Raw genomic sequence first — 13,312 nt, 5'->3', positions numbered from 1 at the left:
CATGAGGGAGCGGTAATGTTTTCGGAGGAAAAAGTAATTCGATATCAAGCGCCGAAGTCCTTATTCTGTTCCAGCGAAGTCCGAAATTTTCGGCCTTCGGATGTTTTTAGGTGCCCCATCAAACGAACGCGATGTGCTGGTTACATTTGATATTTTATAGTTCGATGAACAATTATTTCGAATGGGGTAGAAATTCTGTAGCGCCTGGTTGTCTGCGGATTTGCGGTTGCGCAGTTCACAGCGGCGGAACCCACATCACCAAAACGGTCTGACCTTCAATGAGCAAGCATCGAGACAGGAAGCCCCTTCGTTCAAGAGCCTGGTTTAACAATAACGACAACCCGACCATGACTGCGTTGTATCTCGAACGCTTCATGAACTATGGGCTGACCCTGGATGAGCTGAAAAGCGAGCGTCCCGTTATCGGTATCGCGCAGACCGGGAGTGATCTTTCGCCTTGCAATCGCCATCACATGGAGCTGGCTCAGCGGGTCAAGGACGGCATCGGCGACGCGGGCGGCATTCCGATTGAATTTCCGGTCCATCCTATCCAGGAGACGGTAAGGCGACCGACAGCATCCCTCGACCGCAACCTTGCGTACCTTGGACTCGTTGAGGCGTTGTACGGATATCCGTTCGACGGTGTGGTGCTAACCACCGGTTGCGACAAGACGACCCCTGCGATGCTTATGGGCGCGGCGACGGTAGACATCCCCTCGATCGTGCTCTCTGGCGGCCCGATGCTCAATGCCTGGTACAACGGCGAACGAGCCGGCTCCGGCACGATTATCTGGCATGCCCGCAGCGAGCTTGCGGCAGGCCGTATGAACTACGACGAATTTCTCTCCTGTGTGGCGAACTCGGCGCCTTCCATCGGGCACTGCAATTCCATGGGGACGGCGCTCTCGATGAATAGCCTCGCGGAAGCACTGGGCATGTCTCTCCCCGGCTGCGGGACCATTCCCGCGCCATATCGGGAACGAGGGCAGATGGCGTACCAGACGGGGCGCCAGATTGTCCAACTGGTTCATGATGATGTGCGGCCCTCGTCGCTTCTCACTCGGGAAGCGTTCGAGAACGCGATTGTGGTCGCGAGCGCCATTGGTGCATCAACCAACTGTCCACCGCACATCAATGCAATTGCGCGTCACATCGGCGTCGATCTCGACATTCGCGATTGGGACCGGCTCGGATATGAGATCCCGCTCCTGGTTAACTGCATGCCTGCAGGCAAATACCTGGGCGAGGAATTCCACCGTGCAGGTGGTGTGGCAGCGGTAGTACACGAGTTACTTAAAGCCGAAAAGCTGCATGGAGACGTTCGAACTGTCTCGGGCATGACCCTCGCGCAGTGCTATGGAGGCAGCCCTGCTACCGACGCTGACGTTATCCGGCCCTATACGTCGCCATTGAAAAGCGAAGCAGGGTTTGCTGTGCTTGGCGGCAATCTCTTCGATTCCGCAGTAATGAAGACGTCGGTCATTTCGGACGACTTCCGCCGCAAATATCTCGAGAATCCCGCCGACCCCGGCGCATTCGAGGGGCGGGCCATCGTGTTCGAGGGGCCGGAGGATTACCACGACCGGATTGACGACCCGGCACTGGAAATCGATGAAAATTGCATCCTGTTTATCCGTGGCGCGGGGCCCGTCGGTTACCCGGGTGCTGCGGAGGTAGTGAACATGATTCCCCCGTCCGAGCTCATCAAGCGAGGCGTGACGCTGCTCCCGTGTGTGGGAGACGGAAGGCAGTCGGGTACTTCCGCAAGTCCGTCCATCCTGAATGCGTCTCCCGAGTCGGCAATTGGCGGCGGGCTGGCTATTCTGCAGACGGGCGATCGCGTTCGCTTCGACTTGACTCGCCGGCGTGCCGACATGCTGGTTCCGGAAGAAGAGCTTGACCGGCGCCGTCGGGAATGGAAAGCCTGTGAGTTCGTCAACCAAACGCCGTGGCAAGAACTTCACCGTCGCTATGTTGGGCAGCTTGAAGATGGCGCCTGCCTGGATTTTTCGGTGAAGTACCAGCGCGTTGCCGAAGTGCACGGTATTCCGAGGGACAACCACTGATCCGTGCCAATTCGATCGTCTCGGCCGCCTTGGCCAGATATTCCATTCACCGGGTCATCGAAAAATGAAAACCAGCGGCGAAGTGACATATGGCCACACGATCATTCCGGGGAAGGCCACCATCGGGGACTTCGTGGAGCCAGCCAGAAAGCGCTTGCCTGCATTCGCTTTCAACACACTTGCCGGCGGTGCGGGCAATGATTCCGGTGTAGCCGAGAACGAAGCCGCGTTCCGTCGCAGATTTTTCGTATCCCGGCGATTTGCCCCCGCATCGACTGATCAGACCGCCACTGTCTTCGGGCATTCGTATGCATCACCTTTCGGCGTCGCTCCGATGGGGCTGGCGAATCTCTTCTATCCCGGGACGGACCTTTTGCTTGCGCAAGCCGCGCAGGCAGGAAACTTCCCCTTCGTTCTGAGTACTGCGGCATCGACGTCCATTGAGCGAATCACGAAAGTGGCGCCCGACGTGAGCTGGTATCAACTTTACCTGTTGCGTGATAACCGTCGGAACGCAGAAGTTCTCAGCCGCGTCGCGGGCTGTGGCGTGGCGGTCCTTGTACTGACCGTAGATGTTCCGGTTGCCGGACGGCGCAACAGTGCTATCCGAGATGGTGTCACTCTACCGTTACGTTGGACGTCGGCGCTTCTGACCGATGTAATGCGTCATCCTCAATGGGCTCTCGGAATGCTGTGTCACGGCGTACCGAAGCTTGAGAACTACGCACCGCATGCCGGATCGGATGACGTCGGTGCAGCGAGCCGACACATTGCCTCGGTGATGAAGGTGGGACTCGAATGGGACGACCTGGAAAAAGTACGTGCCATGTGGCCGGGAAAACTTGTCATCAAGGGAATCCTTCATCCCGATGATGCGGCGCGGAGTGTCGCGCTCGGCGCCGACGGAATCTGGGTATCGAACCATGGAGGCCGTCAACTCGAAGGAGCCATTGCCTCTCTCGATGCACTGCCGGCAATCCGGCGCGCGGTAGGGCGCGACACTGCCGTCTTTCTCGATGGCGGTGTGCGTACCGGCGAAGACGTCTTGAAAGCATGCGCGCTTGGAGCAGACCTTTGTTTCTCGGCCCGCTCCTTCGCACTTCCAGTTGCAGCGTACGGAGAACGCGGAGTGCGTGCGGCTGTGGACATGCTGAAGGAAGAAATTCGTGTGGGACTCGCGCAGCTCGGCGTGCAGAGCCTTTCCGCACTGACATCGGACTCGCTGTCGAGCGTAGCGCGAGCGAGTGCATCAGACAACTCGTTCGAGCCGCAGGTTTCGTGTAAGGAGAAAATTTGATGCGGGTGCATGTACAAAGCTTCCCGGCCGACCCTGCGGGGCCGTTTACGCGTGAGCAATGGAATGCCGTGTTTGGACAGAACAGCGGTCACGACGTTAGCTTTGGTTGTACGTCGGACGACCTGCGGGCGATAGAGTCGGAAATCGAAGGGCTGCTCGTCGCGACCCGTGGGTTACGCGCACTGCTTCCCATCAATGCACCAAAGTTGAAAATTGTTTCCGTCTCCTCTGCGGGCGTCGACATGCTTGCTCCTTTTGACTGGCTGCCACCGGGCGTCGTGCTGCTCAATAACAGCGGCGCTCATTCAGTGAAGGCGAGTGAGTTCGCTTTGATGGGGCTATTGATGCTGGCGAACCGGATGCCACAGTTCTTCGCTGCACAGAGTCTTGGTCAATGGCGGCCCGCGTCGGTTAGAACACTGGCGAACAATCGGCTCACGGTTGTGGGACTGGGCGCGATTGGTGCGCGGTGTGCGGAAATTGCATCGGCACTTGGCATGCACGTTACCGGTGTGCGCTCGCGGCCTGGGGCTCATCCGGCATGTGTGGAGGTCGTCGGCGTTGAGCAGATCGATAGGGTTCTGCCGCACAGCGACTATTTGGTACTGTCACTCCCCGGAGGCAATTCGACCCGACATCTGCTCGACAGGCGGCGTCTTGAACTACTTCCGCGCGGTGCTGGCATAGTAAATATCGGTCGCGGCTCAGTACTGGATGAAGACGCGCTATGCGATCTTCTCGATTGTGGGAAAGTAGGGGGCGCGGTGCTGGATGTTTTTGAACACGAGCCATTATCGGAAGATTCACGCGTCTGGCGCACACCAAACCTTGTTGTCACGCCACATGTGTCAGCGGATGACCCCTTGAGTTACAACACCCTCACGCTTCGCATTCTTTTCGACAACCTGACCGCATTCGACAAGGGCCTGCCGATGCCCAACCAGATCGATATAACGACGGGTTCGCGGCAAAACAAATAGGCTTGGTGACTAAGCGTGCCAAAGCTAACGTTGAGAAACAGAAGGGAGTACGGGTATGTGGGAGTTGGAATCGCCACGTGTTGGATTTTGTGGTCTCGGGAAGATGGGCTTGCCTATGACACAACGCTTGCTCGATAGCGGACGGCAGGTTGCGGTGTGGAATCGTTCCATGCAGAAAGCGCAAGGGCTAGAAATCGCGCAGCCGGGGCAATGCAAAGCCTTTGCGTCGCCGGCGGAGCTCGCCGGGCAAGCCAATGTCGTAATGTTGTGCCTCGTGGACGGTCATGCGGTTGAAAAGGTCGTATTCGGACCGGAAGGGCTGATCGAAGGTGCCGGCAAGAATGGCATTGTTGTAGTAGACCATTCGACCATTACACCGGCGCAGACGCGCTCGTTCGCGGCGCGATGGCATGAGGCTACTGGGGGGCACTGGGTCGACGCGCCAGTATCTGGCGGCACGGCGGGTGCCATAGCGGGCACGCTTGCTGTAACTGCAGGAGGGCGCTCGACTTTAGTCGACCACGTGGCGCCGCTCATTGCGGTTTATTCAGCTAACCTGACGCGCATGGGTGAATTGGGTGCCGGCCAGGCAACCAAGCTTGCTAACCAGGTTATCGTCATGACAACCATTGCTGCTATTGCCGAGGCAACCCGGCTCGCAGAGCATGCGGGCGTCGATGCGTTTCGCCTACCCGCGGCACTTGCGGGAGGTTGGGCCGATTCCATTCTTCTGCAAACTTTGCAGCCACGTATGGTTGTCCCGCCACAGACGCCGTCCGGATCTATCCGGACGATGTTGAAAGACCTTAATGCTGTGGAGTCGCTCGCATGCGAAAGCGGTGTAGCGCTGCCGATTGCTCGCCGCGTGCGGGAGTGGCTCCAACAAGCAGTTGATGAAGGCCTTGGCGACTTCGATATCTCACACATTGTGAAGGTGAAACTGGCGTGACTTTGTAGTCAGAAGCTGCAGTCACTATAGACGGAATCTCGATTTCCTAGCCCGTACTCGTCAAAGCGATGATGAAGTCAAGGAAAGCGCGCGTCCGGGCCGGTACATGATGCCTTGATGGATGATACGCATACAGCGAGAAGCGCTCGTCCGGCCAGTCGGGAAACAGGTTGACGAGCCGCCCCTCGCGGATCAGATGCTCAGCGCCGAGCAGCAGCATCTGCGCGACGCCGGAACCAGCCAGACACGCATTGAGCAGCGCGCTCGGATCATTCACCGTAAGCCGCCCGTTCGTCTCGACAATCAGCTTTTTGCGCTTGCGATGAAACTCCCACCGATAGGGTTTCCCTGTCTCCGGGTTGCGGAATTCGAGGCACCTGTGCACGCCGCGGCCCAGTTCCTGCGGTTCTGTGGGCCGCCCCCGGCTCGCGAGGTACGCGGGCGATGCGACGGTGACAACCGCGGTATCAAGCAGCTTTCGCGCAATCAGGCTCGATGAGCGCGGCTCGCCGAATCGTAAAGCCAGATCGAAGCCGTCCACGATCAGATCGCCAAGCTGATCTCTCGCAATGAATTCGAGTTCGATTTCTGGATGCGAGTCCATAAACGCGTCGAGTTTCGCGCCGAGAAGGATGTGCGAAAAAACCGGATCGAGATTGATACGCAGCTTCCCGCGTACTATCGCGCCGTCTCCCGCCGCGGCCGCCGCCGCTTCCTCCATTCCTCTCAAGTGCGGCATGACCTGCTCATAGAACCGCCGGCCCTCTTCAGTCAGCGAAACAGCGCGGGTGGTTCGATTGAAGAGCCGTATTTTCAGGCGTTTTTCGAGTCTGGCGATTGCGCGGCTCACGCCGGGCGGTGACATGTCGATCAGTTCCGCGGCGGCGGCGAATGTCCCCGCATCGACCACGGCGGCAAATACGCTGATACCACTGGAGAGATTCTCGGTGGGCGGACTCATGGGGGCTGCATCCTGATCATTTAATGGTCGGAAGTCATTCGGTCGAATGCCAACATGGCACGCAAGACGACTTCGGTCCGGCACCCGCGATCAAAGGCCACGTTGCGATCTTAGCATCTGATTCAGCACGCGCCATGGCGATGAACGGATCGCCTTTGCTTGGTGCGCCAGAAGTCGCGCTACAGCTATTAGTAACTATTAGTCACTTTATAAGTGCCACTCATGTCATTTAGTTTCCCATCGCTTCTATCCACAATGCAACCCACAGCAGGTTCCCAGCCTGGTGACCCATGCATGACGTGCTTCTGAGCGTCATATCCATCATTGTTCAAGCCAGTTTCCAGGAGTAGGAGATGACCGTTCAATTTACCCGCCGCGATCTGTTGAAGCGAGCATCCGGCCTGTTGGCCGTCACCGCGGTAGGCGGATTGACCGGCATCCAGGCAGAGGCCGCGGAAGCCCCTCAGGCGCGTAGTCGCGTGGTGGCCCACAACCCGGCTTTTGCCTCGCTCGACCTTGCCCTGCGGCAGGCTGTGGACAACGGCACCGTAGCCGGTGTAGTGGCAATCGGCGCCACGCAGCGCGGTCTTATTTACGAGGGCGCGTCGGGCCATGCCAATCCCCAGGCCGGTACGGCGATGACACCCGACACGGTGTTCTGGCTGCTATCCATGACCAAGGCGATCACGGCAACAGCCTGCATGCAGCTCATTGAGCAGGGCAAGATCCGGCTCGACCAGCCGGCCGGCGACATCCTTCCGGAACTGAAATCGCCGCACGTGCTGGACGGTTTCGATGCAGCCGGACAACCCAAATTACGTCCGGCAAAAAACACGCTAACTGTGCGTCATCTGCTGACTCACACGTCGGGCTTCACATACAGCATCTGGAGCGAGAACCTTAGCCGGTACGAAAAGGTGACGGGCATGCCGGATATCGGCTACTCGATGAACGGTGCGTTCAAGGCGCCGCTGGAATTCGAACCGGGTGAGCGTTGGCAGTACGGTATCAGCATGGACTGGGTGGGCAAGCTGGTCGAGGCTGTGAGCGATCAGTCGCTGGAGGTCTATTTCCGTGAGCACATTTTTGCACCGCTCGGTATGAGCAATTCGGGTTTTCTGATTAGCGGAGCGCAGAAACAGCGCGTGGCTACGATGCACAACCGGCAAGCCGACGGATCGCTCAAGCCCGCACCGTTCGAGATCAATCAGCGGCCCGAGTTCTTCATGGGCGGCGGCGGTGCATTCAGCACGCCACGCGATTACATGGCGTTGCTGCAGATGCTGGTCAACGGCGGGACCTATCGCGGCGAGCGGATTCTGCGTGCCGACACCGTGGCGGCAATGTTCCAGAACCACATCGGAGATCTTCAGGTAACCGAGATGAAAACGGCGCAGCCGGCATGGTCCAACAGCTTCGACCAGTTTCCCGGAATGCCTCACAAGTGGGGACTCTCTTTCGACATCAACACGCAACCGGGTCCTCATGGCCGCAGCGCCGGAAGCATCAGTTGGGCGGGACTGTTGAACAGCTATTTCTGGGTCGATCCGGTCAGGAAGGTGGCCGGTTCGCTGTTCACACAGGTCCTGCCGTTCTACGACGCGCGTGTGGTGGATCTATACGGACAGTTCGAGCAAGGGCTGTATCACGGCCTGCAACACGCCTGAGCGCCACTCACGGCGCGTCACACACCTATTCAAGCAAGGAGCACAGCAATGTACGCAATCACAGGAATAACAGGAAAAGTTGGCGGCGCAGTAGCACGCACGCTACTCGCCGCAGGCCAGACAGTACGCGCCGTGGTACGCGATCCCGCGCGGGCAAATGAATGGGCCGCGCGAGGCTGTGAAATCGTGAAAGCCGATATGGACGACGCGGCGTCGCTGACTGCGGCGTTCAATGGTGCGCAGGGCGTGTTCATTCTGCCGCCGTCCGAGTTCGATCCGATGCCGGGCTTTCCCGAGGCGCGCGTGGTTATCGATGCCGTGAGCACCGCGCTGCAGGCCGCGCGGCCGGAGAAAGTCGTCTGTCTGTCGACGATCGGCGCGCAGGCTCGCGAGACCAATCTACTGACGCAGCGCACGCTCATGGAGCAGGCACTTCGCGTCCTGCCGATGCCCGTGACATTTCTGCGCCCGGGCTGGTTCATGGAAAACGCGGCATGGGACGTGGCCACGGCGCAGAACCAGGGGATGATCGCCAGCTTTCTGCAACCGCTCGATAAAGCCGTGCCGATGGTTGCGACCGCGGACGTCGGCCGGGTCGCCGCGCAACTCCTTCCGCAGTCGTGGAGCGGCGTGCGTGTCGTCGAACTGGAAGGACCGCAGCGTGTCACGCCAAGCGAAATCGCCGACACGTTTGCCCGGATTCTCGGCCGTGCCGTCGTCGCGGAAGTTGTCGAGCGTGACACGTGGGAGGCGCTGTTCCGCTCCCAGGGCATGAAAGAACCCATGCCGCGCATTCGCATGCTCGACGGGTTCAACGAAGGCTGGATCGCCTTCGAAGGCGAAGAGGCTGACATTGTGAAGGGCGAAGTGGAACTGGAGACCGTTCTGCGGACGCTCGTCTCACAAGCGCAGTAAAGCCGGCGCACCAGGCCACGCGCCCAGAATTTCGCGTGGCCCAGGTCGCGCTAGCCCGGATTCTCCAGCGCCGCGAAGTCTGTTCCGTGATTATCGACGCGCGCACGTCCGCACAATTGACTGCCAATCTCGACGCTCAGCGAATCGCATTGACTTCCCCGCAGATCGAAAGGCTGGATCAGGTTTCGCAGCCGCAACTTCCGTATCCGTACTGGATGCAGCAGTTCCACGACAAGGACTAGTTCCTGCACATCTGGCTATCGGAAAGCGGTTCCGGTGAGTTTCCTATGCTCACGCTGACCTCGCGAACGATGTGACTTTCGCGTCCGTCCGTCAATACCAGCCTTGCCACTTCCCAGATATGCATCCCGCAGGGTGTCGAGCTGCAGCAACGTTTGTGCGTTGCCTTTCCCGACCACCCGGCCGCCTTCGAGTACATACCCGAACTGCGCATACCGCAACGTGATCGCCGCATTCTGCTCCGCTAGCAGGAAGCTGACGCCGTCGTCGCGATTGAGTGCAGCCACGGTCTCGAAGATCTCTTCGACGACTTGCGGGGCCAGTCCCATTGAAGGTTCGTCGAGCAACACGAGCGAAGGCCGCGCCATCAGCGCGCGGCCGATCGCAACCATCTGCTGTTCTCCGCCGGACGCATAGCCTGCAAGCGTTTTACGACGCTCCTTGAGCCGCGGGAAGATCCGGTAGATGCGTTCGAGATCTGCTTCAAGATCGGCGCGGTCAGGCCGTCGCACGAACGCGCCGAGCCGCAGATTGTCTTCGACCGACAAACGCGCAAAGCAACGCCGTCCCTCCAGCACCTGGACGAGTCCACGTTCGGCAAGCGTCCACGGTTCCACATCGGTAGTCGCATCGCCGCGATACACGATGCGGCCCGCCGTAAGCTCGCCTCGCTCGGCGCGAATAAGATTCGAGACGGCCTTCAGCGTGGTCGTCTTGCCCGCGCCATTGCCGCCCAGCAGAGCGACGATGGAGCCGGACGGCACGGTCAGCGAAACGCCACGCAATGCCGGAATGAGCTGGCTATAGGTCACGGCGATGTCTTCGACCTGCAGGATCGGGGCGGCGCTCATGCTCAGAGGTCCTTGCTGCAATCGCGCGGCGTAATGCCCTTTTCCCTGGCATACGCGTTCGCCGATTTCTCGATGATCGGGCGCAACAGTGCGCGATCCGCCTGAACCCAGCCGCTAATCACTTTCCATTGCTGGCCGTCCCATTGCTGGAAGCGGACGGCGCCACCGCCTTCGTGATCGGAGCAGGAGAGTTTCAGCGGTTGAACCAGACCGTACGCGCCCAGTTGTTTAAGACGCGCGTCGTCGAGATTCAAATGCTCGAACCCCCAGCGCACCTGTTCGCCCGTAAGCGGCTTATCGCCGAACCTGGCCTGAGCCACGCGCAACGCTTCGACATTGAGAATGCCGTTGACGACGCCCAAGTTGTAATACACCGTGCCGAAGCGCGCGGGGTCCTTCAGGTTGCCGTTACCGGGCTTGATCACATCTTGATTGATCGCCTGAAGTACCGGAAAGTCGGTTCCGGACGGATGGGTGGTAATCGAAATGAATCCCTTCGCGGCGTCGCCTGCCGGACGCGCATCCTCCTCCGAATTACTCCAGATGTTCCCGATGATGTGATTCGCCGGAAAGCCCACCTTCTGCGCCGACTTCAACGCGACCGGATTCATCACGCCCCAGCCGCGCAGAATCACCCAGTCCGGATTGATCCGGTGGATGGTGAGCCACTGCGAGCCCTGCTCGTTACCCGGGTGCGGGACTTCGATCTGCGTGAGTTCGAAGCCGTACTTTTTAGCGAGTGCATCGAGCACCGGAATTGTCTCGCGGCCATAAGGAGAACCATGGTAGAGCACCACGATCTTCTTTCCCTTCAACTGATTCGCTCCGCCTGACTGCTGGCCTATGTAATTGACGATCGCCGAGACTTCGCTATACGGATTGAGTTGAAGCGGGAACACGTACGGAAATACTGCGCCGTCCGTGGAATCCGTGCGGCCGTGATTGATCGTGACCAGCGGGATCTTGTCGGCGGTCGAACGGTCGAGCGTCGCATAGGCGATCCCGACCGAGAGCGGATTGGTCGCTGCCGCCGGCGCGCCGTTCAGGCCGCTCTTGAGCCGCTCGTAGCATTCCACGCCTTTTTCCACGACGTATTCGGTTTCGCATTCGCTCCACGTCAGCTTGACCCCATTGACGCCGCCGTCGCGCTTATTGATGAGGTTCATATAATCGATAAAGCCGCCGAAGAAACCGCTGCCGCCCGCCGCATACGGCCCGACCCGGTAGCTTTGCAGTGGGAAGTATTCTTCGCCCGCGGCGTGAGCGGTGGGCGAAAACGCGGCGCCCAGTGCAAGCGCCAGGCTCGCGGCAGCGGCGACGCACGAGACCGCCCCGCGCCTTTTGAAGGAGTCGATGAAATTCATACTGGATGGACCTTGAATGGATAAGCGATAGATTAAAGAGCGATGCGTGAGAGCGAAGTCATGCGCGCAGCGGCCAGTCACGCAGACGATTCCGCGCGGTCTGAACCAGTCTTGCGAGCCCGTCCGGTTCCTTGATGAGAAAAGCGATGATCAGCGTGCCGAACAGGATCTTCTGCAGGTTCTGCAATTGACCGGCTTCAATGCCGATGCTTGCAAGCGCACCTGCCGCATTCGAGAGAAGAATGGGCAGCAGCACGATGAAGGCCGCGCCGAGAAAATTGCCACCGATGCTCCCCATGCCGCCAATGATGATAATGAACAGCACCTGAAACGACAGATTGAGATCGAAGCCATGCGGCTCGACCGTGCCTAGATAAGCAAATGCCCACAACGCGCCGGCAATACCGATCACGAATGAACTCAGCGCAAAGGCGAGCAACTTGGCGCGGCCGGTCGGGATGCCGATCACGCGCGCGGCCGTGTCCATATCGCGCACGGCCATCCAGCGGCGGCCGAGTTCGCTGCGTACGAGGCGAGCTGAAAGAATGAACAGGACGGTGGTGACACCGAGTACGAGCAGATAGCGTGCGGCCGGCGTGTCGATTTTCCAGCCGAACGCCGTGAGGCGTGGTGCGCTGAGTACGCCCGAGGTGTCGTTGTTGGAAAACCAGCTGACTCGCGTGAAGATCCATTCGACAAAGAACTGCGCAGCCAGTGTCGAGACGATCAGATAGAAACCTTTGATACGCAGACTCGGCAAACCGAACACGGCGCCTACTGCGGCAGTGATCAATCCCCCGAACAATAGATCGACGACCAGCGGCAATCCTGGCACCCGCACCATCAGGTTGTAGGTGGCATAGGCGCCGACCGACATGAACGCCGCGGAGCCGAGCGACAGCTGGCCCGCATAGCCCGTGACGAGGTTCAGCCCGAGTCCCGCGAGCGACAGCACGAGGAACGGAATCAGAATGGCATTGAGCCAGTAGTCGTTACCGAGGAGCGGCACGGCGATGAACGCGATCAGCGAGAGAATCGTCGCGAGCCATAACTTCAGCCCCGGCAATTGCAGCGAGTACGGTTTGAACCGACGTGGCGCGTTCAGCGTGGTGTGAGTAGATGACATAGCGAGCCTCACACGCGTTCAACGGCGGGTTCGCCGAACAGACCGACGGGCCGGGCGAGCAGAAACAGCATCGCGAGCAGATAGGGAAACCAGTTTTCGATCCCGCCGCCGAGCAGGCTGCCGACGTAGACTTCAGCAAGCTTCTCCGACGCGCCAATCAGCAGGCCGCCGACAATCGCCCCGCCGATCGACGAAAACCCGCCGATGATCAGCACCGGCAGCGCCTTCAGCACCACCAGCGACAGCGAGAACTGCACACCGAGCCGCGCGCCCCACAGGAGCCCCGCTACAAGGCTGACAAAGCCAGCCAGAGCCCATACGATCGCCCACACGCGCGGCAGCCGTATGCCGATGGCAAGAGCGGCGAGCGGATCGTCCGCGACTGCGCGCAGCGACAGCCCGAGCCGGGTGCGCTGGGTCAGAAGCGACAGGCCGATCACCAGCACGCCTGCGGTCGCCGCGGCAAAGACGTCGAACTGGCTGATCATGACGCCGGCCACGTTCAGCGGTTTGTCGTCGATGCCGAGATCCAGGCCGTGCACCTGGGCGCCCCAGAATAATTGCGCCGCGCCTTCGAGAATGAAGCTCAAGCCGAGTGTGGCCATGAACAGCACAATGGGCGGTCGATTCACCAGCGGCCGCAAAACGAGCCGGCCGATCAGCAAGGCAATCAGCACCAGGGCCGCTAGCGTGATCGCGAAGGCCAGCACGGGGTGCATATGCCGCTCGACGAGACTCACGTACGTAAGCGCGCCGAACAGCACCATCGAACCCTGCGCGAAATTGAACACGCCGGATGCTTTGTAAATCAGCACGAAGCCGATCGCGACCATCGAATACATCACGCCCGCCAGCAGTCCGCCGGCGAGTACTTCGAGGAAAAATCCCATGTCGTT

12 protein-coding genes are annotated in these 13,312 nt (G+C 59.7%); 7 read left to right on the top strand and 5 right to left on the bottom strand.

Annotated features, from left to right (window positions below; translation table 11 throughout):
- Positions 1–278 precede the first annotated feature (278 nt).
- From B0G73_RS31700 to B0G73_RS31685, 4 genes are all read left to right on the top strand, one after another.
- Positions 279–2,066, top strand: a complete 1,788-nt coding sequence (locus tag B0G73_RS31700; RefSeq protein ID WP_106285090.1) for an IlvD/Edd family dehydratase — start codon at positions 279–281, stop codon at positions 2,064–2,066.
- A 64-nt stretch (positions 2,067–2,130) separates the two neighbouring features.
- Positions 2,131–3,363: an alpha-hydroxy acid oxidase gene (locus B0G73_RS31695; RefSeq protein ID WP_106285089.1), complete on the top strand. Its 1,233-nt coding sequence runs from the start codon at positions 2,131–2,133 to the stop codon at positions 3,361–3,363.
- Entirely contained in the window at positions 3,363–4,343 is a 981-nt protein-coding gene (locus B0G73_RS31690) for a D-2-hydroxyacid dehydrogenase (RefSeq protein WP_106285088.1), read from the top strand. The genes B0G73_RS31695 and B0G73_RS31690 overlap by 1 nt, the downstream gene beginning before the upstream one ends.
- A 55-nt stretch (positions 4,344–4,398) precedes the next feature.
- Positions 4,399–5,292, top strand: coding sequence for an NAD(P)-dependent oxidoreductase (locus tag B0G73_RS31685; RefSeq protein WP_106285087.1), 894 nt, complete (start codon positions 4,399–4,401; stop codon positions 5,290–5,292).
- Positions 5,293–5,338: 46 nt separating this feature from the next.
- Here the strand turns inward: B0G73_RS31685 and B0G73_RS31680 are convergent, their stop codons facing one another.
- Entirely contained in the window at positions 5,339–6,253 is a 915-nt protein-coding gene (locus B0G73_RS31680; RefSeq protein ID WP_106285086.1) for a LysR family transcriptional regulator, read from the bottom strand.
- 353 nt (positions 6,254–6,606) lie between these two features.
- Here B0G73_RS31680 and B0G73_RS31675 point away from each other — a divergent pair, with 353 nt between their 5' ends.
- Genes B0G73_RS31675 through B0G73_RS31665 form a run of 3 tightly spaced genes read left to right on the top strand, consistent with a single transcriptional unit; the run spans position 6,607 to position 9,077 of the window.
- Positions 6,607–7,920: a serine hydrolase gene (locus tag B0G73_RS31675; RefSeq protein WP_106285085.1), complete on the top strand. Its 1,314-nt coding sequence runs from the start codon at positions 6,607–6,609 to the stop codon at positions 7,918–7,920.
- Positions 7,921–7,968: 48 nt separating this feature from the next.
- Positions 7,969–8,835 (top strand): NmrA family NAD(P)-binding protein, encoded by an 867-nt coding sequence (locus B0G73_RS31670; protein WP_106285084.1) that lies wholly within the window; start codon positions 7,969–7,971, stop codon positions 8,833–8,835.
- Between the two features lie 35 nt (positions 8,836–8,870).
- Positions 8,871–9,077 (top strand): aldo/keto reductase, encoded by a 207-nt coding sequence (locus B0G73_RS31665; protein WP_106285083.1) that lies wholly within the window; start codon positions 8,871–8,873, stop codon positions 9,075–9,077.
- 15 nt (positions 9,078–9,092) lie between these two features.
- Here B0G73_RS31665 and B0G73_RS31660 read toward each other — a convergent pair whose 3' ends face one another.
- From B0G73_RS31660 to B0G73_RS31645, 4 genes are read right to left on the bottom strand one after another with little or no spacing between them, the layout of a single operon-like run.
- Entirely contained in the window at positions 9,093–9,926 is an 834-nt protein-coding gene (locus B0G73_RS31660; protein ID WP_106285082.1) for an ABC transporter ATP-binding protein, read from the bottom strand.
- Between the two features lie 2 nt (positions 9,927–9,928).
- Entirely contained in the window at positions 9,929–11,290 is a 1,362-nt protein-coding gene (locus B0G73_RS31655) for an ABC transporter substrate-binding protein (RefSeq protein ID WP_106285081.1), read from the bottom strand.
- A 58-nt stretch (positions 11,291–11,348) separates the two neighbouring features.
- Positions 11,349–12,416, bottom strand: a complete 1,068-nt coding sequence (locus B0G73_RS31650; protein ID WP_106285080.1) for a branched-chain amino acid ABC transporter permease — start codon at positions 12,414–12,416, stop codon at positions 11,349–11,351.
- 8 nt (positions 12,417–12,424) lie between these two features.
- Entirely contained in the window at positions 12,425–13,306 is an 882-nt protein-coding gene (locus tag B0G73_RS31645; RefSeq protein WP_106285079.1) for a branched-chain amino acid ABC transporter permease, read from the bottom strand.
- Positions 13,307–13,312: the final 6 nt, after the last annotated feature.

Origin of the sequence: Paraburkholderia sp. BL25I1N1, assembly GCF_003002025.1 — a bacterium.
Lineage (GTDB): Bacteria > Pseudomonadota > Gammaproteobacteria > Burkholderiales > Burkholderiaceae > Paraburkholderia.
The sequence above is the reverse complement of the archived record's forward strand: the minus strand, read 5'-3'. Positions and strand labels throughout refer to the sequence as shown.